The organism is Paralysiella testudinis (genome assembly GCF_016894345.1).
In the GTDB taxonomy this organism is placed as follows: Bacteria; Pseudomonadota; Gammaproteobacteria; order Burkholderiales; family Neisseriaceae; genus Paralysiella; species Paralysiella testudinis.
On sequence record NZ_CP069798.1, the window covers coordinates 1,104,019 to 1,126,308 of the forward strand.

A 22,290-nucleotide genomic window follows, 5' to 3' on the forward strand; every position below is an offset into this window, starting at 1 on the left:
GCCTGAAAACCAATCCACCTATTCCCAATCCACTCCGTTCCAGTGGTTTCAACCACTTGTTTTACCCACCCATCTGCCCGGCCTTGTGCCGGGCGGTTTGTTTTTGATGAGGCCTTATGTCATTGCTTAAAGTTTACGGTTTGGAGCCGCCAACCCTTAATCGGCTGCAAGTGGTGGCCGAGAAAAGACTGGGCAAAGCCAGCGTATCGGCGCTGGCCAAATCCTTATTGTTGGAAGTGCTGGGTGATGCTGCTACCGCAACCACCCCGTTGGCACCATGCCCTGCCGGCATGGCCGATGAAGAATTGGCCAAAGAACGCACCGTTATCCGTCTGCAAACCCCTGAAAAACAGTATTTGGCTGCGGCGGCTGCGCAGTACGGTACTTCAGTCAACGGCTTGGTGCGGCAAATCATCCAATCCTACATCAGCAAAAATCCGGTTTTGTCGGCTGCTGAAGTCGACGCCCTCTATCAATCCAACTATCAACTGCTGCGCATCGGCCGCAACCTCAATCAAATTGCCCGCCAGTTGAACGCGATGGAAGCGGCCAGCATCACCACTGCCGAAATCCGCCAACTGGCCGATGTGATTGACCGGCATACAGAACATGTCGGCAGGCTGTTGTTGGCCAACCGCGCGCGGTTTGAATGAAAGGAAACACATGAGCCTGCATAAAAACATCGACGACTGGTTTCTGGGTTACAAAACCCGCGCCGTCCAAGCCAAAAACAGCGGCGGAATGGCACTGGGTAGTCGTCGTAAATCACTAACGCCGCTCAAGCCCGGCAGCGGCTTGGCCAACCTGCGCGCCGCCGCTTTAAAACAACCGGAAGTCATGGTTAAAATCCCGCGCCGCAAAAGCGGCAGCAGCAACGGCATGAAAGGCGTGCGCAACCATTTGGACTACATCAGTCGCAATGGCAAACTTACTGTTGAAACCCAAGATGGAGAAAAGATTGACGGCAAAAAAGACGTTAACGACATGCTCAAACAATGGCAGCGACTGCGCATCCCGGAAGAAAGCAAACACAAGGAAGCCTTAAACATCGTATTGTCCATGCCCCAAGGCACCCCGCCACAGGCAGTATTGGACGCCGCGCGTGAATTCGCCCGCGAACAATTCCCGGGCCACCAATACGCCTTCGCCCTGCACACCGATACCGACAACCCCGATGAACCGGCACACCCGCATGTGCATTTGTGCGTACTGATGCGCAATCAGTTCGGTCAACGGCTCAATCCGCGTAAAAATGATCTATTTGAATGGCGGGTGCGCTTTGCTGAAAAAATGCGTGAACAAGGCGTGCCTTGTGCGGCTACCAAACGCCAGCATCGCGGCATCACCCCAAAAGGTGAGCCGAGCATCCTGCGCGCCATGCGCCAACGTGGCCACGCCGGTGATGTACACAAAGCTCAGGCACAAGAATTGATGACCGCCTTGGCCGACAGCGACCGCCCCAAACACCCGTTTTTACAAGAAGCCATGCAAACCCGTGGCATCATCATTGAAGAATACGGCCTGATTGCCAAAGAACTGTACAAAATGGGACATAAGACCGAAGCACGCATCATCAGCAAACTGGCGCGTGAGGTTAATGAAGCCGATTTTACCACCCGGGCGCAGCACAGCTATGATGCCGCTGCGGCGCATTTGCAGCGCAGAGACAACAGCCAAATACCCGAACCCTCCGCTAACAACAACCACGCTCCACCGGAACCGGACATCGATAGATAGTCCGGTTTTATTTTAGGTGAGGGCTTGGGTTGATGAATTTTTTATAGATGATTGATTGTGGATTAAAACATGAGTGCCAATACCAAAATCGAATGGGCAGACCATACCTTCAACCCGTGGCTGGGCTGCACCAAAATATCCCCCGCCTGTGACCACTGCTATGCCGAAAGCTGGGCCAAACGCAGCGGCCTAGTGAAATGGGGTGTACACGAACCGCGCCGGCGCACATCGGTGCACAACTGGCAGCAGCCTTTACGCTGGCAACGCCAAGCGCAACAACAAGGCATCCGTTACCGGGTGTTCTGTGCCAGCTTACTTGCATGTACACAGTACGGAAATTATCCGTACTGGTTACCTTGTGTTATAATTTCAAAAAACATCACCCCCCAAGGGAGGCATCATGCAAGCCATCAGCCGCATCGATATGAAAACAGACACGGAGACCAAGCTGTTGGCCGAGCGGGCAGCTGCTGCCGCTGGCATGAGCTTGAGCGCCTATCTCCATAACCTAATATGGAAGAATGCACCCGCCGTACTGGATGAGCAGCAACGTATCGTGATGAGCAACCACCGGTACGATGCCTTTATCCGCGCCTGTGAAACGCCCGAGGCATGGCCGAGATCAACAAAACTGCACGCAGCTGCCGAAGAAATGGATGCTGAAGGCTTTCAATGGCGCTGAACCCCTATTTTGAAGTACTGGACAAAGCCCGCCACCAACTAAAATCGTTCGATTGCGGCAAAGCCGTGATGAACGATTTTTTAAAGCGTTATGCCGTCAAAAATCAAAATTTGGGTTTGAGCCGAACGTGGGTATTGGCTGAAAATAGCGCTGATGGTGAAAAAGCGGCAGTAGCCGCCTATTATACGTTGGCATTCCAATCGGTCGAGCCTGAAAACTTTCGCGATAAAGTTTCGTTACCACGCTACCCTACACCCACTATTTTATTAGCCAGACTGGCGGTCAATAAAGCATATCAAGGCCAAAGACTGGGTAGGAAAACCCTACTGGCCGCCCTAGCACAAGCGGCGCGCATCTCGGAGCAAGGCTTGCCCGCATACGCACTGGTTCTGGATGTCCTTGATGATGACGCACACCGGTTTTATCAACAGTTCGATTTTTTTAAATCTTTTGATACGCCGGCCGATGACAGAGTACGGCTGTTTGTGCCGATGTCTGCGGTAAAGCACTTATTGGCCGGGTACTGAAAGCCATCATAGAAGCCGACTACAAACCCGATTCGGCCATACAGATGGCTGCCTGAAAAAGCCCGCCACCGTACAGGAAACTGTGCGGTGGCGGGCTTTTTTTGTTATATGATTATTGAATCGCATTTGAAAGCCGAATAGTTGTAATTGTTCAGTAGGATGTACAAAAATCACACATACAACTCCTGAAAAGCAGATATTGGTAATGACAATAAACCCGCAGGAGGGGGCAAGTCGGGCTTGGGCTTGGCATGTGTGGCGGTGGCCGTAGGTACCGACACGGATGACATGGTCAAGTTTGGCTTGGGGGCGTGGGGACGTTCCGGTCGGAAGACGGGAGCGGGGCTGCTGCGGGATTTTTTAAGCCAAATTAGCGCCTATTGTTGCCTGAAACGGCCGCCGTTTGCACGGCGGCCATTTTGATTACTGCCAATGAAAACCGGCTACCTGAACCACCCACCATGCATTTTGATAATGCTGTATAAATTCTTCAGGCAGCCAATAAACATCCTCACCATCGCAGCCAATATCGTATATTTCGCCGTTGTCGTAACGCAGATAGTGGCTGCTGACGATTCCACCCCGCAGCAACAGCCCTGCTTCGCAATCATTGACGCTGTCTATGCAGATAAAATGGATTAAATCCGCTGTCCGCAAACAACAGTTTTTAGGTATAAGCCATTTTTCCGGTGGTGCGGCATTCATGGCAGCGGTTTTAAGACGGTCGTATTCGTGGCGCGGCAGTAATGCAAAGCCGGCGTTAATCGGTGCAACCGCATGACGGTGGCAAAGGTTGGCCAATGCTTCATGAGTAAAATCACTGCTGTTTTTCAAGGTATCCATATTTTTATCTCATACCAATTCTATAAAATAACCTAACTGCGTTGGCTCGCCTTGCCGTACTACTTGTACTGTCTTCGGCTCGCCGCCTTGTTATATTATTTTGTAGAATTGGTATCACTTTCGTTGTTGTTCTTTTCAGGCAGCCTTAAGGCTGCCTGAAGCGGTTTTAAACAGCCTAGCAGTGATTACCACCAAGAATCGTAAAACACCGCTTCACCGTGGCGGATGGCTTCGCGGGCGGCGGCGATAAATGCGCGGGTGTCGGCAACATCTTGTTCGTTAATTTCATCATCACCAAAGAAGAAACCCGGCGTGTGTGCCAATCTGTCTTCATCCAAGGCCAGTGTCAGCCTGTCCAAATCTTCTTCATTCAAACGGACATTGCAGCAGTTGAAACAATCTTCTTGACCGCCTTTTTCTTCATACAGCCCGGCCATCCAGCCATGCAGATGATTGAATTTACGCCAGTAGGCAATGTCGCGTTGTGCTGCTTGTTCTTTTTCTGCTGCGGTTGTCAATTTGACGTCGGTTTGACGCTCGCCGACAAAATCGGCACGCATGGTGTAGCCGTACATATCCAGTCCCATTGCTGAGGCTCCTTTTTCTGAAGTTAATAACGAACATCGGGGGCAGAAGCCGCCGTGTTGTGATGTCGTTAAAAATTCCCCTGTGGCCAAAGTCCAGACTGGCTTTGTGCGGCTGCTCTCTTTGTCCGGTGCGCCGTGGGCGTGGTGGAAAAGGGAGAAGACGTGCAAAGACACTCGTCTTGGTCTGGACTTTGGCCACAGGGGAATTTAGACATCAGTAAACAACACGGCGGCTTCTGCCCCCGATGTTCGTTGAGTACCCAGCCGCACAGCGGCGTTTCCGCTTGGGCGGAATTGCGGCAAACGGGGCCACTTTGGCACCGTCAGCCTATCCTGCGTTTTAGTTTGATAAGGGTGTTTTGGGTTTTTCAATAAAGATTGCGCGCGGACGCGTCATTTATTCGATTTTTATCGATATTATTCGATAAATTCGATTTATAATTAGGTTTATTCGATTTATATTCGATATTTGTTAATTTAATATTCGATTTATATTCGATTTATATTCGAACTTAATTCGATAAATTCGATTTACTTTTAATTTAGTATTCGATATTATTCGATAAATTCGATTTATTCGTTTTTATTCGATATTGTTCGATATTTAGGTGTGAAAAATGATGAGTAAAGACATTGAAACATTCTTGGCAGATCAGAATTTTCAAGACCAGGCACCTACGCGATCTCAATTAACGCCCTATACCGATGAAATTTTGGAATTGAAAAAGCGTGGTTGCACAGAAAAAATGATTCTGCAATTTTTGCAGGAAAAGAAAGGCGTGGTGGTAACGCAATCAACGCTGAATTGGTTTATCAACAGCAGGCGCAAAAAAACTACGGAGGCAGCTGCATCCGATGCGCCCAAAGCCATCAAACAGACAATTGTCCCCAAGGCCATTAAACCACGGCAGTCAGAATCTGCATCAACTTTGAGTACTCAGGCTGTTGACGCAGAATCCGATGATCCTTGGCGGGCACAATATCCGGCTGATGGCGAGTATACGTATCCCTTGGCACCTCCTTTTGACCGAGGTGCGGCCGCAGTGGCGGTTGACCGACATGGGAACCGCTATCAGTGGGGCCGGCGTTTGCAGAGTTGGGCGGATCCCAGTGAAATTGATCCGTTGGGGGCTGCCTGAAACAGTTTTTGCATAAATAGTTAAAATAAGTTAAGATAATTATTCCGTTTTTTGTGATAATTACTCAGAGGGGGTGTGCATGATGAAGCGTTTATTGGCCGGTATTTTGAGTTTGTTAATGGCTTTTTCACTGGCCGCGTGTGGCTCAGGTGGCAGTTCGCCGGAAAAAGTAGCCGAGCGTTATGTGGAGTTGGTTTACAAAGGAGATGCGGATGGTGTTCTCAAGCTGATTGTGCTCAAGCCGGAAGAAAGAGATAAGCCGGGTGTTGAAGATATGTTGCGAGGCAAAATTAAAGCGATGATGGCTAAGGCACAAGAGAAAGCAGATAAGGCAGGTGGCGTGAAAGACATTACGGCGGCACCGGCAAACTATTCTGAAGATAAACAGCGTGCCGCTGTTCAGGTAACGGTAACCTTTAAAAAATCAGATACCCCCGATGTTGCCCGCATTCGCTTGTTCCATACCGATGACGGCTGGAAGATTAATTTATAATTTCTTGCGTTTAAAGCCTGCGACTACAGCAGGCTTTTTTCAGGCAGCCTGTTATGTATCTGGTTTCCCGGTTTAAGTTTTTTTCTGTGCTTTTTGTACTGTTTGCTGCCAGTGGTATGGTTTTATACGTGTACCCGAAGCCCTCGCCAGCGGTTATTCCTGCCGATATTTCGCACTTGCCACCGGTTGAGGTGGGCGATTGGGTGTTGAGAATGGGCACCGAAACTGACAGCCGCTTGATTAGGCAACTGGGTGGCGGGAATTATTCACATATCGGCATGGTGGTAAAGCTACAGCCTCAAATTATGGTGCTGCATGCCACCAATGAAGAAGGCCGTAACAAACAAAATCAGGTATTACTGACGCCATTATCTGAGTTTGTCAGTCAAGATGTGGCCACACGATATGCGTTGGCACGCCCGCAGTTTTTAGATACAGCGGATAAGCAATCGATTGCAGAGCAACTCATGCACACATTGGGGCAGCCGTTTGTATTGGCCAAAAGAAACGAATCGCATCTGTACTGTACGACTTTGTTATATGAGCAAATAAAAATTCGGTATCCGGCATTCTCTCCGCAATGGCAAACCGTTACCGCCCCTTTATTTGAAGGTGAATATCTTTTTCCTGAAGCATTTGCCAATTACCCGGAAATAGATTGGGTTTATATCTCAAATGGATAAAATCCGAAGCGTATAAATAATCTATTTCTTCATGGGTCAAGATTTTGGCTTGTTATCTGATTTGAGATACAAAGCATTGCGATGGCGTTTTTTCATGATGGTCACCGCCTTTTTATCAAAGGTGACAAATTGATTTGCCCCCATGATGTTGCCGGTGTATTCGTTGATACCGTCTGCAAAATCACCACCAAGCCGTAGCTGTTCCATACCGGCAGCCACCTCATCTTCAGCATAAATTAAGCCGTCCAGCTGAATCAAAGATTCCAGTGCCTTCTGTATGTCATCAAGGCCATATTCATATGTTCGTGACAATACCCATACCAATTCGCAAAACACATGGGTAGGCACACAGATTTGCTCTGCATTGCGGATGGCATCCACAGCCATACGGACTTGCTCCGGGTGGTCGTTAGTTAATAATCTAACCAACACATTAGTATCAACAGCAATACGCATTATTTGTCCAAACCTTTCATACCCGCAGCCACATGCGCATTGGCAATAGCGACATCGATTTCTTCGATACTGAAATTCTTGCCCGGCTTGGCCGGTAACAGCCCGATAATATCATCGATGGCCAAACCCTGTTTTTTTGCCTTAATTTTCAACTCCCCGTTAGGCAATTTGATAACGTCCAGCTGATCTCCTAAGCTGACACCTAGATGTTGTAAATACTCTTTTCTCAACGTTACTTGCCCTTTGGCAGTTAGTTTCAATGCCGTAGCCATCGCTTTATCCTCCTGATGTAATATTAGTAATGTATATTTTACCTTACTTTCAAGGCGGCTTCCAGAATCATATCCACAGATTTTGTGGATAAGCCCGGTCAAAATGGTAAATTTGCCAATCCATTCAAATCCGCGCCACCTTTGCTGAAGAAAACAGCACTTCTTTTTGCGTAGCAAAAGATATTCAAGTCATCTATTGATATCTCTATTATATGAGCGTGTACATGGTGGGCACAGTAGCGTGTACGCTTTGTGCAGATTACTGTGTCCGCCATGTACAAACTTATGTTTTATATAGACTTAATTCGATATTGAAAATAGGCTTAAAACGGCTGAAAACAGGCGTTTAGAACGTGGTTTGTCCCAGAAAAGGGTTTCAGGCAGCCTTGGTAGTGGCGTATTGGCCAAACAGCCATAAAAAACGCCTGTTGCAGGCACTAGTGGTGCTGAAACAGGCGTTTGGGCTGGATTTTGGCTGCACTAAGGCCGCCGAAGTGTCGGCGGCTATGCTATTTGGTAATTCCGGCAGATTTTAGGGCTTGTTCACGTAGCATGGTAGCCCCGGGTGAGCCTCTAGCATTGGCAATGGCTTCTTCAGCGCGGTGGCGTTCGGCCATTTGTTCGCGCATCACATCGTCAGTAGTGCGGGTGTCGGTGCTGGTTTTGCCGGTGGGGGCATTGCCGGTGCTGTAGTCGGTGCGGGGAGCAAAGGGTTTGAACACCGTCCACTGCTTTTGCGTATTGTAAGCCAAGCGGTAAGCCACATCTTCACCGGCTTTTTGCAGTGCTTCCAGTTGCTGGATGGCGCGCCGTTTGGCTTTGATGCCGGGTTTGAAGCCGAGCTTGGCGGCATACATGGCCAGCCAATCGTGCCATAGCTCCAAAGGGATAAAGCGGGGTATGGGGTAACCGTCCTGATCGCTGTGCACATTGCTGACAAACTCAGGTGCGGATACCCCGCGTATTTGGTGCATAACTTCGTAGAGCTTGTCGGTATTCAGCCGCCAGTGCATTTTGGCAAATACGCCGGCACGTTTGTAATCGAGAATACCCAGACCAACCAGTATTTCACGCGCTTTCTCGTAGCCGCGCCGGGTGATGCCCAATTCTTGCAGCATTCGTTTGCCGGTTTGGAAGAACCAGCCGTTTTTTCGGGGTGCTGTTCTTCGGTCACACGTGCCCACCACAAGAACTTGGAGAGCATTATGGTGGTTTTATGGTGATAGCCGCAAAGAGCCAGGAAATCGTTGTAAACAACGAAATCGGGTTTGGCCAGTTCGGCTAGGTCGCGGGCAAACATTTTAAGCTTCAGATATTTTCTGAATCATCAGCATACCGTTCTGGATATAGAAGGTGGATTTCAGTAATGCCTCTTTCAGCAAATATTCCTACAAGTTTTTGCATCAAAATACGACTTGGAACTTGCTTACCATTTTCAATTCGAGAAATATTGCCAGTATCACTGCCAACGAGTTGAGCAACTTTGGATAAAGTATATCCCTTCTCTTTTCGAGCATTTTTAAGAGGAGTATTCATTTTTGATAAAATCCACACGTAATTGCCAATATTTTGCGTTATAAGCAGAATATTGGCAAGGTTTTTTTGCTCTATACGCTTTGCTGAATTTACTGCCTGCGTTAAGAATGTGAACCATGGAAATAGGATTGAATATTCGCGCTAGACGCAAACAACTAAAAATGACACTTGAGCAATTAGCCAACGAAATTGGCTCTGACTCAGGGAATTTGTCACGCATTGAACGAGGGCAGCAAGATATAACAACGGAAAAATTACAAGTAATTGCACGAGCTTTAAATTGCACTGCATCAGAGTTGGTGACAACAGAAGTAACACCACCGCCATCATTACCTCTAGGATATACTCGAGTACCTGTTTTAAATGAAAAACAAATTTTAGAATGGGATAAAATTTTTTGTCATATAAATCATTTTGAGTTTAAGGACTGGTTAATCACCGATATTGGGATACCTGCTCATTCTTTTTCTTGGACTATTAATGATTTAAGCATGAGTCCCGATTTTGAAATAGGTGACAGAATTATCATACACCCTAAAATACGCCCCTCGGCTGGTGATTATGTTATCGGTATTAATCCTCAAGGATGTGTTATTTTTCGCAAGTTTAGGGATAGAGGGGTAGGTGATGATGGCGTGCAGATTTTTGAACTATTTCCTCAAAATTTAGATTTTGTGGCATATCTCTCATCACGTGACAAAATTGAGTTATTAGGTGTAATGGTTGAGCATAGGAAATATAGGCATCGATAAATTTTAGTTTTGGATTGGGCTATAGGCTATCTGCTTTAGAAGCAGATAGCCTTTTTGTTTTTCTGCAACAAAAGCAAAAAAAGATCGCATAATTAAAATCTGCGATTGACGCAGATTTTAATTATGCGTATTATGCAAATTAATAAATATCGTTCCTTAACAACCCAGTCCGAATAATCCCGGCTCACCCCGCCAACGGCACCATCGTGTGCACCTTTCCGGGGCAATGGCCGGTAATAAGGAAAAATGTATGCCGCCTTTTCAGGCAGCCTTTACGGTTGCCTGAAACTGAGAGCGGTACGGCGCGACATCTTGGCCGTCGCGTTACCACACAGACAATAGCCCGGCAGCATCAGACAAAAATCTCTTGCGGGGAACCAAGACAGCCAAACTGCGAAATGAGCAAGATGGCAAGCATGGCGAGGTAAAGACCGCAAACGGTGCCTTCCTGCTACATTAACTTGATGATGCCCGACATCGTAAACCACCGGTTTGAAGCTCGGCGTGGCTGAAATAACGGCAGTCAGTTTTACCCTATTTGCTTTCCGGCTCCCTGTAGCACAGTAAGGAAAGCCCAGATTTAAGCCCATTTGTTTAAGTGGGCTTTTGTGTGGTTTTTATGTATTTCATGAGACGTTGCTTGTAATGTTACATGTAACAGGCTATAGTATTGTTTCATGTAACAAGTAGGAGGTTTATGATGAGCAATAGCGCCAGCAGGGTACAGCAGCATCGAGTACGGTTACGCCACGCTGGGCTGCGCCCGATACAGATATGGGTGCCGGATACCCGCCGTCCCGGTTTTGCGGCCGAAGCACATCGGCAGATTGCGTTAGTAGCACAAGGAGATCGTGGAGATGCCCAACTTGCTGTCATGATGGATGAAGCATTGATGAATTTGGCGGATTCTGGCGAGTGGGAAGCATGAAGCGTGGTGACTTGATTACGGTTGCCATACAAGGTGACTATGGCAAACCCCGCCCGGCATTAGTGGTGCAGTCTGACGTTTTTGCCGGACACACAAGTATCTGCATATTGCCATTAACCTCAGATTTACACGAAGCACCATTATTCCGAATTTTATTGACGCCGAGCAGCAGTAATGGGTTGACCAAAAAATCACAGGTTATGGTGGATAAGATAATGACCATTCCGATTGCCAAGGCAGGTGAAGTTATCGGTTCTCTGGATTATACGGCCATGCTGGAAATTGATCGCAGTATGGCCTTATTTTTAGGCATTGCCAAATAATTAAAATTTAATCTAAGAAAAGCCACTTTATCAAAGTGGCTTTTTTATTGCACCGCAGGAATAGCTTAATCGGTTAGAGCAGCGGCCAGTAGGTATCGGGGCGAAGCCTCTGGGGATACCGAACGCTGCGTGTGGCGGTTCGATACCGTCTTCCTGCCCCAATAAATCCGGCCGCTTCAAAAAGAAGCGGTTTTCTTTTTGGAGATTCGAATGATTTACGCCATCACCGGCGCTGTGGGTGCCGGTAAAACCCGCAATATGCAGCGCCTATTGAATGACCATTACGGCAGAATGGCGCCCAATCCGGTTGTTTATGTTGCGAATGCCGATTCGAACCATGAAGTCGGATTTATCTGCTCAAATCCGCGCCACCTTTGCTGAAGAAAACAGCACTTCTTTTTGCGTAGCAAAAGATATTCAAGTCATCTATTGATATCTCTATTATATGAGCGTGTACATGGTGGGCACAGTAGCGTGTACGCTTTGTACAGATTACTGTGTCCGCCATGTACAAACTTATGTTTTATATAGACTTAATTCGATATTGAAAATAGGCTTAAAACGGCTGAAAACAGGCGTTTAGAACGTGGTTTGTCCCAGAAAAGGGTTTCAGGCAGCCTTGGTAGTGGCGTATTGGCCAAACAGCCATAAAAAAACGCCTGTTGCAGGCACTAGTGGTGCTGAAACAGGCGTTTGGGCTGGATTTTGGCTGCACTAAGGCCGCCGAAGTGTCGGCGGCTATGCTATTTGGTAATTCCGGCAGATTTTAGGGCTTGTTCACGTAGCATGGTAGCCCCGGGTGAGCCTCTAGCATTGGCAATGGCTTCTTCAGCGCGGTGGCGCTCGGCCATTTGTTCGCGCATCACATCGTCAGTAGTGCGGGTGTCGGTGCTGGTTTTGCCGGTGGGGGCATTGCCGGTGCTGTAGTCGGTGCGGGGAGCAAAGGGTTTGAACACCGTCCACTGCTTTTGCGTATTGTAAGCCAAGCGGTAAGCCACATCTTCACCGGCTTTTTGCAGTGCTTCCAGTTGCTGGATGGCGCGCCGTTTGGCTTTGATGCCGGGTTTGAAGCCGAGCTTGGCGGCATACATGGCCAGCCAATCGTGCCATAGCTCCAAAGGGATAAAGCGGGGTATGGGGTAACCGTCCTGATCGCTGTGCACATTGCTGACAAACTCAGGTGCGGATACCCCGCGTATTTGGTGCATCACTTCGTAGAGCTTGTCGGTATTCAGCCGCCAGTGCATCTTGGCAAACACGCCGGCACGTTTGTAATCGAGAATACCCAGACCAACCAGTATTTCACGCGCTTTCTCGTAGCCGCGCCGGGTGATGCCCAATTCTTGCAGCATTCGTTTGCCGGTTTGGAAGAACCAGCCGTTTTTTTCGGGGTGCTGTTCTTCGGTCACACGTGCCCACCACAAGAACTTGGAGAGCATTATGGTGGTTTTATGGTGATAGCCGCAAAGAGCCAGGAAATCGTTGTAAACAACGAAATCGGGTTTGGCTAATTCGGCTAGGTCGCGGGCAAACATAGACATCAATTTTTAGGGCTTCGGCTTTTATAGGCTCTTGCAATTGCTTGAATGCTAACTTCGTTATTAGTCAACTCTGCAATTTTAATAGCCGTATCAAGAGGTGCCTTTTTTTGGCCATTAGCAATTTGAGATACCCATGTGTAATGCTTATTGAGTCCTTTTGCAATTCTTGTTAAACGACCTCTTTTTTCATCTAGCCACATCCGCAAGGTATATTCATTATTCATTTTTTAATCTTCCAGTTCAAAAATCAGCACTTATGTTACCTGTGGCTAACGTTTTATGTCAATAAAACTTTACCCACATGAAAATCATAGCAAGCGATAATTAACGAATGAATACTCTTGCTGAACGAATTCGATTTCGCCTTAAGTCACTAGGAAAAACCCAAGCTGGACTTGGGAAATACTGTAAAGTGCGGCCACCATCTATTACCAAATGGTTAAATGGTTCAACCAAGACCCTTAGAGGGCAAAATCTTCTGCGAGCTGCAGAGTTTTTAGAATGTGACCCTGATTGGCTTGCAGAAGGCAAAGGGTTCTGGAGCAAAGGCGACGGCAATGCCTTTGTGAGCGAGCATGCAAAATCAGAGTACGAAATACAGGCAATTGACATAAAGCTGCTTGGTGATTTTATTATTAATACTTCAGATATTGATTCATCCATATCACACATAGAATACACGGAGGAGCAGTATCGAAGGGTTTTTGGGGCTAAAGAGCCATCAAATATACAAATTACCAATATGAAAGGTGATAATTTATCAGGCACCCTAGAGCCAGGGGATTTGGCATTTGTTGACATATCAATACAAAAATATGATGGTGATGGCATATATCTTTTTGTATTTGGCAATCACCTTCATCTCAAGCGATTGCAGATGGTTGGAAATAATCTATTAGTCATTTCTGATAATAGACAATACAAAAGTTGGGAAATAACCCAGAAAGATAGGCAAAATATATTTGTCATTGGTAAGGTTTTAGTAGGGCAATCGCAGATATTTCAAAGATTTTAACTCTCGCAAATGAAGAAAAGATCTCATCGTTTAGTTGATGAGGTCTTTTCTTTTTAAGTTGTGTAAAAAGATACAATAGCCAACAATATTAGCTACAGCTAACAAAATAACTTGCATTATTTGTTAGCCGTAGCTAATATTGAGTCTATAAGTTACACAGCTCCTTAACAATCCAGTCCGAATAATCCCGGCTCACCCCGCCAACGGCACCATCGTGTGCACCTTTCTGGGGCAATGGCCGGTAATAAGGAAAAATGTATACCGCCTTTTCAGGCAGCCTTTACGGTTGCCTGAAACTGAGAGCGGTACGGCGCGACATCTTGGCCGTCGCGTTACCACACAGACAATAGCCCGGCAGCATCAGACAAAAATCTCTTGCGGGGAACCAAGACAGCCAAACTGCGAAATGAGCAAGATGGCAAGCATAATCAAGCATGGCGAGGTAAAGACCGCAAACGGTGCCTTCCTGCTACATTAACTTGATGATGCCCGACATCGTAAACCACCGGTTTGAAGCTCGGCGTGGCTGAAATAACGGCAGTCAGTTTTACCCTATTTGCTTTCCGGCTCCCTGTAGCACAGTAAGGAAAGCCCAGATTTAAGCCCATTCGCTGAGTGGGCTTTTATGTGGAAAACGCAGGAATAGCTTAATCGGTTAGAGCAGCGGCCAGTAGGTATCGGGGCAAAGCCTCTGGGGATACCGAACGCTGCGTGTGGCGGTTCGATGCCGTCTTCCTGCCCCAACAGAATTCAACCTTGGCTATTGATAAAGAATAGCTGTGTTGTTTCCCGAGTCTGCTCACTTTAGTGAGACGGAGCCTGTGAAGCAGCTTGATTGCTGCCTTAATTTCCGGTTTTCAGGTTAGGGTTATAGGGTTAAAAGAAAACAAGAAATCGGGCGCTGTATCTTCTGAGACAGGCTATTACGATAATCGCCCTAATTGGGCTTATTTGGCGTGGTGTGGCGGGTATCAAGTTGCCATTCAAGAATTTCAGGATATATTGGAATAGGCTTTGTCCCAAGTCTAGAGTTGTCTTTGTTCCACCATCAGCATCAGCATCAACCCAATTCCGGCCGCTTCAAAAAGAAGCGGCTTTCTTTTTGGAGATTCGAATGATTTACGCCATCACCGGCGCTGTGGGTGTCGGTAAAACCCGCAATATGCAGCGCCTATTGAATGACCATTACGGCAGAATGGCGCCCAATCCGGTTGTTTATGTTGCGAATGCCGATTCGAACCATGAAGTCGGATTTATCTGCTCAAATCCGCGCCACCTTTGCTGAAGAAAACAGCACTTCTTTTGCGTAGCAAAAGATATTCAAGTCATCTATTGATATCTCTATTATATGAGCGTGTACATGGTGGGCACAGTAGCGTGTACGCTTTGTACAGATTACTGTGTCCGCCATGTACAAACTTATGTTTTATATAGACTTAATTCGATATTGAAAATAGGCTTAAAACGGCTGAAAACAGGCGTTTAGAACGTGGTTTGTCTCAGAAAAGGGCTTCAGGCAGCCTTGGTAGTGGCGTATTGGCCAAACAGCCATAAAAAACGCCTGTTGCAGGCACTGGTGGTGCTGAAACAGGCGTTTGGGCTGGATTTTGGCTGCACTAAGGCCGCCGAAGTGTCGGCGGCTATGCTATTTGGTAATTCTGGCAGATTTTAGGGCTTGTTCACGTAGCATGGTAGCCCCGGGTGAGCCTCTAGCATTGGCAATGGCTTCTTCAGCGCGGTGGCGCTCGGCCATTTGTTCGCGCATCACATCGTCAGTAGTGCGGGTGTCGGTGCTGGTTTTGCCGGTGGGGGCATTGCCGGTGCTGTAGTCGGTGCGGGGAGCAAAGGGTTTGAACACCGTCCACTGCTTTTGCGTATTGTAAGCCAAGCGGTAAGCCACATCTTCACCGACTTTTTGCAGTGCTTCCAGTTGCTGGATGGCGCGCCGTTTGGCTTTGATGCCGGGTTTGAAGCCGAGCTTGGCGGCATACATGGCCAGCCAATCGTGCCATAGCTCCAAAGGGATAAAGCGGGGTATGGGGTAACCGTCCTGATCGCTGTGCACATTGCTGACAAACTCAGGTGCGGATACCCCGCGTATTTGGTGCATCACTTCGTAGAGCTTGTCGGTATTCAGTCGCCAGTGCATCTTGGCAAACACGCCGGCACGTTTGTAATCGAGAATACCCAGACCAACCAGTATTTCACGCGCTTTCTCGTAGCCGCGCCGGGTGATGCCCAATTCTTGCAGCATTCGTTTGCCGGTTTGGAAGAACCAGCCGTTTTTTCGGGGTGCTGTTCTTCGGTCACACGTGCCCACCACAAGAACTTGGAGAGCATTATGGTGGTTTTATGGTGATAGCCGCAAAGAGCCAGGAAATCGTTGTAAACAACGAAATCGGGTTTGGCTAATTCGGCTAGGTCGCGGGCAAGCACCGTTATCGGCCAGCAGGGCTTTTGTCGTACAAAGACGGATTAACTTTCAAAACCCGTTTTGTCAAAATCTGTAACCGGTAAGCCTGCTTCTCAGGTATAACTTCAGGCCATTGGGTTACGGCTGCTGAGCTGATTTTCAAAGCGCGAGCAACGGCAGCACCGGTACCATAATATTTTAGAACGGTTGATTTAAGCATTTTACATACTCAATTATTAAGAGTTCTTAAATTATAAGTATAAAGATAACTTAAATCAAATTGAACTAAGATAACTTAAATTATATTTTTCTTAGGTGACCGTGGTGCAAGGAACAATTGGAGAGAGGATTCGCCAGAAGCGCAAAGAGTTAAAGCTTACGCAAAAAGAATTGGCGCGCAGAATGAAAGAGGTTTCACACGTGGCCATTTCGCAGTGGGAGTCCAATACCACAAAGCCAAACGCAGAAAATTTATATGACTTATCAATATTGTTTGGATGTGATTTATCTTGGCTTTTGAAAGGAGAAGGACAGTCTTCAAATGTAGCAAGCATTAATTTAAATGGAAATATGGTACCTATCATTAGTTATAACATACTTGAAACGTGGGATATTGCTCAACCCTTACAAATGATGAAAGAGGAAGAGCACATTATGACTGATGTTAACATTTCTGTATTTGCTTTTGCTGTTCGAGTTTTGGGCGACTCAATGAAGCCAGATTTTATTGAAGGCGATATTGTTATTATTGATCCAGAAATAAAGCCAGAGCCAGGTGAATTTGTTTTGGCTCGCAATCAAAACAATGTTTTATTTAGAAAATATAGGGAAGATGGTTCTGATTTGAAGGGAGGGAGTCATTTTATACTTACCCCCCTTAATAAAGATTATGTGCAAGTAGTTTCGCGAGATCAGGATGTTCGCATCATTGGGACAATGGTAGAGCATAGAATATATCGGCGAAAACGCTAAGTCGCTATAACACGACAGATTATGGTAGGCAGAACCGGCAAATTGCCGGTTTTTTTGTATTCAAACAACAAATTTAAGAATACTTAAAAAATATCTTGCAATAATACTTAAGATAACTTAAATTATAGCTATTGAATTTAAGCTCTTTAACAATCCAGTCCGAATAATCCCGGCTCACCCCGCCAGCGGCACCATCGTGTGCACCTTTCTGGGGCAATGGCCGGTAATAAGGAAAAATGTATACCGCCTTTTCAGGCAGCCTTTATGGTTGCTTGAAAGTGAGAGCGGTACGGCGCGACATCTTGGCCGTCGCGTTACCACACAGACAATAGCCCGGTAGCATCAGACAAAAATCTCTTGCGGGGAACCAAGACAGCCAAACTGCGAAATGAGCAAGATGGCAAGCATAATCAAGCATGGCGAGGTAAAGACCGCAAACGGTGCCTTCCTGCTACATTAACTTGATGATGCCCGACATCGTAAACCACCGGTTTGAAGCTCGGCGTGGCTGAAATAACGGCAGTCAGTTTTACCCCATTTGCTTTCCGGCTCCCTGTAGCACAGTAAGGAAAGCCCAGATTTAAGCCCATTTGTTTAAGTGGGCTTTTGTGTGGTTTTTATGTATTTCATGAGACGTTGCTTGTAATGTTACATGTAACAGGCTATAGTATTGTTTCATGTAACAAGTAGGAGGTTTATGATGAGCAATAGCGCCAGCAGGGTACAGCAGCATCGAGTACGGTTACGCCACGCTGGGCTGCGCCCGATACAGATATGGGTGCCGGATACCCGCCGTCCCGGTTTTGCGGCCGAAGCACATCGGCAGATTGCGTTAGTAGCACAAGGAGATCGTGGAGATGCCCAACTTGCTGTCATGATGGATGAAGCATTGATGAATTTGGCGGATTCTGGCGAGTGGGAAGCATGAAGCGTGGTGACTTGATTACGGTTGCCATACAAGGTGACTATGGCAAACTCCGCCCGGCATTAGTGGTGCAGTCTGACGTTTTTGCCGGACACACAAGTATCTGCATATTGCCATTAACCTCAGATTTACACGAAGCACCATTATTCCGAATTTTATTGACGCCGAGCAGCAGTAATGGGTTGACCAAAAATCACAGGTTATGGTGGATAAGATAATGACCATTCCGATTGCCAAGGCAGGTGAAGTTATCGGTTCTCTGGATTATACGGCCATGCTGGAAATTGATCGCAGTATGGCCTTATTTTTAGGCATTGCCAAATAATTAAAATTTAATTAAGAAAAGCCACTTTATCAAAGTGGCTTTTTATTGCACCGCAGGAATAGCTTAATCGGTTAGAGCAGCGGCCAGTAGGTATCGGGGCGAAGCCTCTGGGGATACCGAACGCTGCGTGTGGCGGTTCGATACCGTCTTCCTGCCCCAATAAATCCGGCCGCTTCAAAAGAAGCGGTTTTCTTTGGAGATTCGAATGATTTACGCCATCACCGGCGCTGTGGGTGCCGGTAAAACCCGCAATATGCAGCGCCTATTGAATGACCATTACGGCAGAATGGCGCCCAATCCGGTTGTTTATGTTGCGAATGCCGATTCGAATACCGCCCGCTCTTATACCAAAACCACTTGTCCGAATGTCCATATTGATATGCCTCAAGGGGAAAGCTTGGCCACTTGGCATAAATGGCTGCCTGAAAAAGGCGTGCTGGTGGTCGAAAATGCCACTGAAGCCCTACTGGCGGTTGAGGATGGCCAACCGGTTGTGTACCGGTTTTTACATTCCGAACCGTCGCAAGATGTTTATTTGATCGATACCGATCTGGCTGCACTGTTTGAACAGGAACCGGCATTGAAAGACCGCATTTCAGTTATAACGGTGGTGGCATTGCCCTATACGGATCCATGCGCTGATTGTCAGGTATTGATGTCAATTGATAAGGGTGATCTGGTGTCGCGGGCGCATATTTTATTGCTGTTGACGCTGGATTTTCTTCGGGAACGACCGAGTGAATTTAATGATTATCTGAGCAAAAAAGGTTTTGCTGCTTATAAAAGCCATGAAGTTGATATCTTAGCTCTGGGTTCCTTGAATAAAACATTCAAGCATTATCTACCGCTGCCGGATGCTTATGCGTCTGAGTTTCTTTATATGGCCGAACTGCTCAATAAAGAGGCCGCATATCCCAGACTCTATCAATACATTATTTATCAAGTGCTGTATGCGGCGGCTGATGGTTCACGCCGCCCCGGCGGTTGGGAACGCGGGCTGCTGGAAAGAATGGGCTTGGTAGCCGATTGTCCTGAGCATCAGGTGTATCGGGCTGAATTTGGCAGGCCCTCACCAAACCTGAAGCATTCTGTATAAACCCTGAGAGGTATTTCGATGGCCTACCGCTACCAAAATACGACCACCCTAGGTGGTTATTTCGATAAAGAACTGATTTTCATACCACGTTCGGTAGCTGCACAGATGTGGGAATTCCGCAAAGCCGTTTTCTTGATGGAACAATTTACCGATTTACTGCAAACCCACACAGAACTGCAAAAAGCTGTATTGCAGATTGATGCGTACTTGGTGAAACTATTCTGCTATTACAGTCGGCAACCACCTCTTGATCGGTGGAGCCGCTGGTTTGATGTACCCACTCTATTACCGCCCATGAAGTCGGATTTATCTGCCTACATCAACATAAGCCGGGCGGATAAAATCCATTGGCACTGTTTCGGTATGATGCCGTTACGGGCGTTGCTTGCAACCGGGCATCTAAAGAAACTGATTGCAGCTTACCGGGAATTAATGTTGTTGCTACTGTCGGATACTGATTTTTACCAATGTGTTGATTACCACCGTTATGAAATCGGCAATTTCCGCTTTGTAGACGAATACCTGAACTTTCTCGGTTGTGTCCGGCTGGCATTAGAAACGGGAGAAACAGCAATCCGGTGTGTCGATCTGTTGCCGGAAATGCCGTTTCCTCAGGCAGTTATGGATTTGTTTCCGATAGAATTTCGTCCCATTGAGACCAAATATAGGCAGTCGGGTAAATCTCACAGCCCTCTTTGCTCTTTGCCGGTATGAACCGCCTCTGTCAAAGACTTAAAACGCCGCTTGTGCAGAAGCGGCGTTTTGTTTGGATGCTACCGGTTTGATTGAGGGCATCGATTATTTCAGGCAGCCTGAAACGGGCTTCATCATTATCCCACAACTTTAAAAAGGAACAACATCATGAAAAAAATCCTGTTGGCTGCCGCCACCTTGACCACGGCGATCCCGCTGACTGCGCAGGCCGAAGATTTGCTCACCGGCGATGTGCGGCTGGCTTGTGAAGCGGTACTGTGTTTGTCTTCCGGTACCCGCCCGAATGAATGTGCGCCGTCACTGCGCCGCTATTTCGACATTACCCGTAAAAAACTCAGCGACACCATTTCTGCACGGCATGATTTTTTGCAATTGTGCCCTGCGTCAAATGAGCAGGGTATGCCGGAGTTGGTGCGTGCGATTGCCAACGGTGCCGGGCGCTGTGATGCGGCCGAACTGAACCGGGTAAATCAGGTTCGGAAATCTTATCAAGTCTGCGGTTGTTCCGGGTTGTGGGGCTGCTCGGGTAAAGATGCCATCCGTACTTGCCGCACAGAATACAAATGGGTGGTTAAAAACCAAAAACCGAGCTACTGCCGTGCTTATTTCGACCATGCGTGGACGGATGTTAAAGCATCGGTTGAGTACCGTGGCAATGAAGATGCCGGCGGCCGCTGGGTTGATGTGCGCTGATCAAGCTGTTCTCCTCGCCCGTGTTCGGGTTTCACCCCTGCCGTTTACCCATTCAGCAGGGGCTTTTTACAAACAAAAAAGCATTTCGCGCGAAAGTGTCTTTTTCTTTGTAGACAGCAAGTTCCCAAATTATTTTATAAAAGGAAATGGTATGAAAGAGGTTCATTTCGTGATGCAGGGTAAAGGTGGTGTGGGTAAATCATTTTCAGCCACCCATTTGGCACAATTTTTTCAAGAAAATGCAGCCAGCGATGAAAAAATTTATTGTTATGACACAGATTCGGTAAATCAGACCTTGGCTCGCTACCGTAACCTGAATGCCCGGGTAATCAATATTTTGAACGAACATGAAGATGTTGACGTGTCCCGTTTTGATGAATTGATGGAAGAATTCCTCACCAAAGACGGTGTGGCGGTGATTGATAGCGGTTCATCTACCTTTTTGCCGTTGATGACGTATTTCCGTGATGCAGAAGTTCTAAGTGTATTTGCTGAAGCCGGTATTCGCGTGGTGTTGCATGTGATTATTGCCGGCGGGGCAGAAGCGGAAGACACCACCACTGTATTGTCACAAATTGTTTCCACCTTGCCCGCTGATCTTGTTCTCTGGAAAAACGAACATTTCGGTGAATACCTGTTACCCAACGGCGTAACACTGGAAAAATCAGCCGTGTTTAAAAAGGGCGAGAAGAAAATCATCGGTGTGGTTCATCTGCCTAAGCGCAAATATGACTTGTTCGGCAAAGTAACCGAAGCCATGACCAAACAAGGCCTGACTTATGCGGAAGCGATGAACGCCGGTACATTCAATGCAATGGAGCGCCAGCGGCTACTGATTATCAAGCGCGGTATTTTTTCACAGTTGCAGACACTGTTACTGCCCGGAATACCTGAAAACGGAGCCAATACGCATGCATCCGATACCAAGCAATGAAGAAGTACGCCGGCAGGCTACTGTCGATATCGGAGAAACAGTAGCACCAGATGATCCGATTATGGCCGTTCTGTTGATGCTACACCGGGAGTTTGCACAAAATCGATCCATGCGTCAGGACTTTGAACAACAATTTGAAGACAACACCCTTAAAGTACTTAAATCCATTGATACGCTGAATCGTTTGCGCAAAGAACTGCTCCTCGAACTGCTCAACCAAAACAAACAGGCACTGGACGAAACCGAAGGCCGGCTATACGCCGCCATCAGCGCCAAAGTTGCCCGTGAGCAGCAAACACAGTTGGCAGATTGGTGGCATGGACGGCAGCGGTGGTTACTGGCCGCTACTGCCGTTTGCGCCGCCTCATCGCTGGCCAGCTTAATGGTGCTGCTGGCGGTGCTGTTTAAATAAAGGACTATGTTGATGTTAAGTGAAAGCATCACCCCGGTGGCCACCATCACAGTGAACCCCACCTTCAACCCGACGCCGGACAGCTACCCGCACTATCGGCTGATACCAGCGCAAACCGAAGCAGGCAAAGTTTTTTGCCTGCTTTTTTACATCCGCCCCAACATCTATCTGATGCTGGAATCCAAACTGCGCCGCTACCAAGCCATACAGCGGCTGCGGCGCTTGCTGGAAACGGCACCGTTTGCGGTATTTGAGGTGAAGTATTGATGCTGCCTGCAACCATTTCAGGCAG

The 22,290-nt window shown here is 47.3% G+C and carries 33 protein-coding genes and 3 tRNA genes; 26 read left to right on the forward strand and 10 right to left on the reverse strand.

Annotated features, from left to right (window positions below; all coding sequences use genetic code 11):
• Positions 1-116 precede the first annotated feature (116 nt).
• The 5 genes from JQU52_RS05625 (at position 117) to JQU52_RS05645 (ending at position 2,946) form a co-directional block, all read left to right on the forward strand.
• Positions 117-653: a plasmid mobilization protein gene (locus tag JQU52_RS05625; RefSeq protein WP_230340158.1), complete on the forward strand. Its 537-nt coding sequence runs from the start codon at positions 117-119 to the stop codon at positions 651-653.
• A 10-nt stretch (positions 654-663) separates the two neighbouring features.
• On the forward strand, positions 664-1,737 hold the full coding sequence (locus tag JQU52_RS05630; RefSeq protein ID WP_230340159.1) for a relaxase/mobilization nuclease domain-containing protein: 1,074 nt from the start codon (positions 664-666) through the stop codon (positions 1,735-1,737).
• Between the two features lie 69 nt (positions 1,738-1,806).
• Entirely contained in the window at positions 1,807-2,244 is a 438-nt protein-coding gene (locus JQU52_RS05635; protein ID WP_230340160.1) for a DUF5131 family protein, read from the forward strand.
• Positions 2,138-2,419, forward strand: a complete 282-nt coding sequence (locus JQU52_RS05640; protein WP_230340161.1) for a type II toxin -antitoxin system TacA 1-like antitoxin — start codon at positions 2,138-2,140, stop codon at positions 2,417-2,419. Before JQU52_RS05635 ends, JQU52_RS05640 begins: the two co-directional genes overlap by 107 nt.
• Positions 2,410-2,946 carry a GNAT family N-acetyltransferase gene (locus JQU52_RS05645; protein WP_230340162.1) on the forward strand — a complete coding sequence of 179 codons (537 nt, stop codon included), beginning with the start codon at positions 2,410-2,412 and terminating at the stop codon, positions 2,944-2,946. Before JQU52_RS05640 ends, JQU52_RS05645 begins: the two co-directional genes overlap by 10 nt.
• Positions 2,947-3,369: 423 nt before the next feature.
• On the opposite strand, the gene JQU52_RS05650 is transcribed toward JQU52_RS05645, so the two are convergent.
• Both JQU52_RS05650 and JQU52_RS05655 read right to left on the reverse strand, forming a co-directional pair.
• Complete coding sequence (locus tag JQU52_RS05650) at positions 3,370-3,789, reverse strand: hypothetical protein (protein WP_230340163.1); 420 nt, start codon at positions 3,787-3,789, stop codon at positions 3,370-3,372.
• A 185-nt stretch (positions 3,790-3,974) separates the two neighbouring features.
• Positions 3,975-4,376 carry a phosphoglycerate kinase gene (locus tag JQU52_RS05655; protein ID WP_230340164.1) on the reverse strand — a complete coding sequence of 134 codons (402 nt, stop codon included), beginning with the start codon at positions 4,374-4,376 and terminating at the stop codon, positions 3,975-3,977.
• Positions 4,377-4,993: 617 nt separating this feature from the next.
• Between JQU52_RS05655 and JQU52_RS05660 the strand changes: the two genes are divergently transcribed.
• From JQU52_RS05660 to JQU52_RS05670, 3 genes are all read left to right on the forward strand, one after another.
• Positions 4,994-5,515: a hypothetical protein gene (locus JQU52_RS05660; RefSeq protein WP_230340165.1), complete on the forward strand. Its 522-nt coding sequence runs from the start codon at positions 4,994-4,996 to the stop codon at positions 5,513-5,515.
• Positions 5,516-5,594: 79 nt separating this feature from the next.
• A complete protein-coding gene (locus tag JQU52_RS05665) occupies positions 5,595-6,008 on the forward strand; it encodes a DUF4878 domain-containing protein (RefSeq protein ID WP_230340166.1) in 414 nt (137 codons plus the stop codon).
• Between the two features lie 53 nt (positions 6,009-6,061).
• Entirely contained in the window at positions 6,062-6,691 is a 630-nt protein-coding gene (locus tag JQU52_RS05670) for a C40 family peptidase (RefSeq protein WP_230340167.1), read from the forward strand.
• Between the two features lie 36 nt (positions 6,692-6,727).
• Here JQU52_RS05670 and JQU52_RS05675 read toward each other — a convergent pair whose 3' ends face one another.
• The 4 genes from JQU52_RS05675 to JQU52_RS05690 all read right to left on the reverse strand — a co-directional run bounded on the left by JQU52_RS05675 (position 6,728) and on the right by JQU52_RS05690 (position 8,973).
• Entirely contained in the window at positions 6,728-7,147 is a 420-nt protein-coding gene (locus JQU52_RS05675) for a type II toxin-antitoxin system VapC family toxin (RefSeq protein ID WP_230340168.1), read from the reverse strand.
• The gene (locus JQU52_RS05680) at positions 7,147-7,419 is read right to left on the reverse strand and encodes an AbrB/MazE/SpoVT family DNA-binding domain-containing protein (protein ID WP_230340169.1); all 273 of its coding nucleotides are present in this window, start codon (positions 7,417-7,419) and stop codon (positions 7,147-7,149) included. The genes JQU52_RS05675 and JQU52_RS05680 overlap by 1 nt, the downstream gene beginning before the upstream one ends.
• A 509-nt stretch (positions 7,420-7,928) precedes the next feature.
• Entirely contained in the window at positions 7,929-8,537 is a 609-nt protein-coding gene (locus tag JQU52_RS05685) for a hypothetical protein (protein WP_230340170.1), read from the reverse strand.
• 190 nt (positions 8,538-8,727) lie between these two features.
• Positions 8,728-8,973, reverse strand: a complete 246-nt coding sequence (locus JQU52_RS05690; protein WP_230340171.1) for a helix-turn-helix transcriptional regulator — start codon at positions 8,971-8,973, stop codon at positions 8,728-8,730.
• Between the two features lie 98 nt (positions 8,974-9,071).
• On the opposite strand from JQU52_RS05690, the gene JQU52_RS05695 reads away from it, so the two are divergent.
• The 5 genes from JQU52_RS05695 (at position 9,072) to JQU52_RS05715 (ending at position 11,339) form a co-directional block, all read left to right on the forward strand.
• On the forward strand, positions 9,072-9,707 hold the full coding sequence (locus JQU52_RS05695) for a helix-turn-helix domain-containing protein (protein ID WP_230340172.1): 636 nt from the start codon (positions 9,072-9,074) through the stop codon (positions 9,705-9,707).
• 697 nt (positions 9,708-10,404) lie between these two features.
• Positions 10,405-10,635, forward strand: coding sequence for an antitoxin MazE family protein (locus JQU52_RS05700; RefSeq protein WP_230340173.1), 231 nt, complete (start codon positions 10,405-10,407; stop codon positions 10,633-10,635).
• Entirely contained in the window at positions 10,632-10,958 is a 327-nt protein-coding gene (locus tag JQU52_RS05705; protein ID WP_230340174.1) for a type II toxin-antitoxin system PemK/MazF family toxin, read from the forward strand. The genes JQU52_RS05700 and JQU52_RS05705 overlap by 4 nt, the downstream gene beginning before the upstream one ends.
• Before the next feature lie 54 nt (positions 10,959-11,012).
• Positions 11,013-11,119 (forward strand) — tRNA-OTHER (locus JQU52_RS05710).
• Between the two features lie 49 nt (positions 11,120-11,168).
• A complete protein-coding gene (locus JQU52_RS05715; RefSeq protein WP_230340175.1) occupies positions 11,169-11,339 on the forward strand; it encodes a hypothetical protein in 171 nt (56 codons plus the stop codon).
• A gap of 362 nt (positions 11,340-11,701) precedes the next feature.
• Here JQU52_RS05715 and JQU52_RS05720 read toward each other — a convergent pair whose 3' ends face one another.
• Both JQU52_RS05720 and JQU52_RS05725 read right to left on the reverse strand, forming a co-directional pair.
• Positions 11,702-12,499, reverse strand: coding sequence for a hypothetical protein (locus tag JQU52_RS05720; RefSeq protein ID WP_230340176.1), 798 nt, complete (start codon positions 12,497-12,499; stop codon positions 11,702-11,704).
• A complete protein-coding gene (locus JQU52_RS05725; RefSeq protein WP_230340177.1) occupies positions 12,499-12,723 on the reverse strand; it encodes a hypothetical protein in 225 nt (74 codons plus the stop codon). The genes JQU52_RS05720 and JQU52_RS05725 overlap by 1 nt, the downstream gene beginning before the upstream one ends.
• Before the next feature lie 107 nt (positions 12,724-12,830).
• On the opposite strand from JQU52_RS05725, the gene JQU52_RS05730 reads away from it, so the two are divergent.
• The 3 genes from JQU52_RS05730 (at position 12,831) to JQU52_RS05740 (ending at position 14,799) form a co-directional block, all read left to right on the forward strand.
• Positions 12,831-13,514 (forward strand): S24 family peptidase, encoded by a 684-nt coding sequence (locus JQU52_RS05730; protein ID WP_230340178.1) that lies wholly within the window; start codon positions 12,831-12,833, stop codon positions 13,512-13,514.
• A 636-nt stretch (positions 13,515-14,150) separates the two neighbouring features.
• Positions 14,151-14,257: transfer RNA gene (locus tag JQU52_RS05735), tRNA-OTHER, on the forward strand.
• A 371-nt stretch (positions 14,258-14,628) separates the two neighbouring features.
• A complete protein-coding gene (locus JQU52_RS05740) occupies positions 14,629-14,799 on the forward strand; it encodes a hypothetical protein (RefSeq protein WP_230340179.1) in 171 nt (56 codons plus the stop codon).
• Between the two features lie 360 nt (positions 14,800-15,159).
• On the opposite strand, the gene JQU52_RS05745 is transcribed toward JQU52_RS05740, so the two are convergent.
• Both JQU52_RS05745 and JQU52_RS05750 read right to left on the reverse strand, forming a co-directional pair.
• Entirely contained in the window at positions 15,160-15,768 is a 609-nt protein-coding gene (locus JQU52_RS05745; protein ID WP_230340180.1) for a hypothetical protein, read from the reverse strand.
• 184 nt (positions 15,769-15,952) lie between these two features.
• Positions 15,953-16,147, reverse strand: coding sequence for a Cro/CI family transcriptional regulator (locus tag JQU52_RS05750; RefSeq protein ID WP_230340181.1), 195 nt, complete (start codon positions 16,145-16,147; stop codon positions 15,953-15,955).
• Between the two features lie 104 nt (positions 16,148-16,251).
• On the opposite strand from JQU52_RS05750, the gene JQU52_RS05755 reads away from it, so the two are divergent.
• From JQU52_RS05755 to JQU52_RS05800, 10 genes are all read left to right on the forward strand, one after another.
• A complete protein-coding gene (locus tag JQU52_RS05755; protein ID WP_230340182.1) occupies positions 16,252-16,899 on the forward strand; it encodes a LexA family protein in 648 nt (215 codons plus the stop codon).
• A gap of 697 nt (positions 16,900-17,596) precedes the next feature.
• Positions 17,597-17,827: an antitoxin MazE family protein gene (locus tag JQU52_RS05760; RefSeq protein ID WP_230340173.1), complete on the forward strand. Its 231-nt coding sequence runs from the start codon at positions 17,597-17,599 to the stop codon at positions 17,825-17,827.
• Positions 17,824-18,042, forward strand: coding sequence for a type II toxin-antitoxin system PemK/MazF family toxin (locus JQU52_RS05765; RefSeq protein ID WP_230340183.1), 219 nt, complete (start codon positions 17,824-17,826; stop codon positions 18,040-18,042). The genes JQU52_RS05760 and JQU52_RS05765 overlap by 4 nt, the downstream gene beginning before the upstream one ends.
• Before the next feature lie 159 nt (positions 18,043-18,201).
• Positions 18,202-18,308: transfer RNA gene (locus JQU52_RS05770), tRNA-OTHER, on the forward strand.
• Between the two features lie 46 nt (positions 18,309-18,354).
• Complete coding sequence (locus tag JQU52_RS05775; protein WP_230340184.1) at positions 18,355-19,245, forward strand: hypothetical protein; 891 nt, start codon at positions 18,355-18,357, stop codon at positions 19,243-19,245.
• A gap of 18 nt (positions 19,246-19,263) precedes the next feature.
• The gene (locus tag JQU52_RS05780) at positions 19,264-19,959 is read left to right on the forward strand and encodes a hypothetical protein (protein WP_230340185.1); all 696 of its coding nucleotides are present in this window, start codon (positions 19,264-19,266) and stop codon (positions 19,957-19,959) included.
• A 147-nt stretch (positions 19,960-20,106) separates the two neighbouring features.
• A complete protein-coding gene (locus JQU52_RS05785) occupies positions 20,107-20,652 on the forward strand; it encodes a TrbM/KikA/MpfK family conjugal transfer protein (protein WP_230340186.1) in 546 nt (181 codons plus the stop codon).
• Entirely contained in the window at positions 20,600-21,586 is a 987-nt protein-coding gene (locus JQU52_RS05790) for a P-loop NTPase family protein (protein ID WP_230340187.1), read from the forward strand. The genes JQU52_RS05785 and JQU52_RS05790 overlap by 53 nt, the downstream gene beginning before the upstream one ends.
• Positions 21,564-21,998 carry a hypothetical protein gene (locus JQU52_RS05795; protein WP_230340188.1) on the forward strand — a complete coding sequence of 145 codons (435 nt, stop codon included), beginning with the start codon at positions 21,564-21,566 and terminating at the stop codon, positions 21,996-21,998. The genes JQU52_RS05790 and JQU52_RS05795 overlap by 23 nt, the downstream gene beginning before the upstream one ends.
• Before the next feature lie 12 nt (positions 21,999-22,010).
• Entirely contained in the window at positions 22,011-22,265 is a 255-nt protein-coding gene (locus tag JQU52_RS05800; protein WP_230340189.1) for a toxin PIN, read from the forward strand.
• Positions 22,266-22,290 lie beyond the last annotated feature (25 nt).

Excerpts from the sequence above, each read along its gene's own strand:
- JQU52_RS05625 (WP_230340158.1), top strand. The coding sequence starts at position 117 with ATGTCATTGCTTAAAGTTTACGGTTTGGAGCCGCCAACCCTTAATCGG.
- JQU52_RS05655 (WP_230340164.1), bottom strand. The coding sequence starts at position 4,376 with ATGGGACTGGATATGTACGGCTACACCATGCGTGCCGATTTTGTCGGC.
- JQU52_RS05650 (WP_230340163.1), bottom strand. The coding sequence starts at position 3,789 with ATGGATACCTTGAAAAACAGCAGTGATTTTACTCATGAAGCATTGGCC.
- JQU52_RS05675 (WP_230340168.1), bottom strand. The coding sequence starts at position 7,147 with ATGCGTATTGCTGTTGATACTAATGTGTTGGTTAGATTATTAACTAAC.
- JQU52_RS05695 (WP_230340172.1), top strand. The coding sequence starts at position 9,072 with ATGGAAATAGGATTGAATATTCGCGCTAGACGCAAACAACTAAAAATG.
- JQU52_RS05635 (WP_230340160.1), top strand. The coding sequence starts at position 1,807 with ATGAGTGCCAATACCAAAATCGAATGGGCAGACCATACCTTCAACCCG.
- JQU52_RS05725 (WP_230340177.1), bottom strand. The coding sequence starts at position 12,723 with ATGAATAATGAATATACCTTGCGGATGTGGCTAGATGAAAAAAGAGGT.
- JQU52_RS05715 (WP_230340175.1), top strand. The coding sequence starts at position 11,169 with ATGATTTACGCCATCACCGGCGCTGTGGGTGCCGGTAAAACCCGCAAT.
- JQU52_RS05630 (WP_230340159.1), top strand. The coding sequence starts at position 664 with ATGAGCCTGCATAAAAACATCGACGACTGGTTTCTGGGTTACAAAACC.
- JQU52_RS05785 (WP_230340186.1), top strand. The coding sequence starts at position 20,107 with ATGAAAAAAATCCTGTTGGCTGCCGCCACCTTGACCACGGCGATCCCG.
- JQU52_RS05660 (WP_230340165.1), top strand. The coding sequence starts at position 4,994 with ATGATGAGTAAAGACATTGAAACATTCTTGGCAGATCAGAATTTTCAA.
- JQU52_RS05720 (WP_230340176.1), bottom strand. The coding sequence starts at position 12,499 with ATGTCTATGTTTGCCCGCGACCTAGCCGAATTAGCCAAACCCGATTTC.
- JQU52_RS05645 (WP_230340162.1), top strand. The coding sequence starts at position 2,410 with ATGGCGCTGAACCCCTATTTTGAAGTACTGGACAAAGCCCGCCACCAA.
- JQU52_RS05680 (WP_230340169.1), bottom strand. The coding sequence starts at position 7,419 with ATGGCTACGGCATTGAAACTAACTGCCAAAGGGCAAGTAACGTTGAGA.
- JQU52_RS05670 (WP_230340167.1), top strand. The coding sequence starts at position 6,062 with ATGTATCTGGTTTCCCGGTTTAAGTTTTTTTCTGTGCTTTTTGTACTG.
- JQU52_RS05760 (WP_230340173.1), top strand. The coding sequence starts at position 17,597 with ATGATGAGCAATAGCGCCAGCAGGGTACAGCAGCATCGAGTACGGTTA.
- JQU52_RS05795 (WP_230340188.1), top strand. The coding sequence starts at position 21,564 with ATGCATCCGATACCAAGCAATGAAGAAGTACGCCGGCAGGCTACTGTC.
- JQU52_RS05730 (WP_230340178.1), top strand. The coding sequence starts at position 12,831 with ATGAATACTCTTGCTGAACGAATTCGATTTCGCCTTAAGTCACTAGGA.
- JQU52_RS05765 (WP_230340183.1), top strand. The coding sequence starts at position 17,824 with ATGAAGCGTGGTGACTTGATTACGGTTGCCATACAAGGTGACTATGGC.
- JQU52_RS05750 (WP_230340181.1), bottom strand. The coding sequence starts at position 16,147 with ATGCTTAAATCAACCGTTCTAAAATATTATGGTACCGGTGCTGCCGTT.
- JQU52_RS05800 (WP_230340189.1), top strand. The coding sequence starts at position 22,011 with ATGTTAAGTGAAAGCATCACCCCGGTGGCCACCATCACAGTGAACCCC.
- JQU52_RS05685 (WP_230340170.1), bottom strand. The coding sequence starts at position 8,537 with ATGCTGCAAGAATTGGGCATCACCCGGCGCGGCTACGAGAAAGCGCGT.
- JQU52_RS05745 (WP_230340180.1), bottom strand. The coding sequence starts at position 15,768 with ATGCTGCAAGAATTGGGCATCACCCGGCGCGGCTACGAGAAAGCGCGT.
- JQU52_RS05640 (WP_230340161.1), top strand. The coding sequence starts at position 2,138 with ATGCAAGCCATCAGCCGCATCGATATGAAAACAGACACGGAGACCAAG.
- JQU52_RS05740 (WP_230340179.1), top strand. The coding sequence starts at position 14,629 with ATGATTTACGCCATCACCGGCGCTGTGGGTGTCGGTAAAACCCGCAAT.
- JQU52_RS05700 (WP_230340173.1), top strand. The coding sequence starts at position 10,405 with ATGATGAGCAATAGCGCCAGCAGGGTACAGCAGCATCGAGTACGGTTA.
- JQU52_RS05775 (WP_230340184.1), top strand. The coding sequence starts at position 18,355 with ATGATTTACGCCATCACCGGCGCTGTGGGTGCCGGTAAAACCCGCAAT.
- JQU52_RS05780 (WP_230340185.1), top strand. The coding sequence starts at position 19,264 with ATGGCCTACCGCTACCAAAATACGACCACCCTAGGTGGTTATTTCGAT.
- JQU52_RS05665 (WP_230340166.1), top strand. The coding sequence starts at position 5,595 with ATGATGAAGCGTTTATTGGCCGGTATTTTGAGTTTGTTAATGGCTTTT.
- JQU52_RS05705 (WP_230340174.1), top strand. The coding sequence starts at position 10,632 with ATGAAGCGTGGTGACTTGATTACGGTTGCCATACAAGGTGACTATGGC.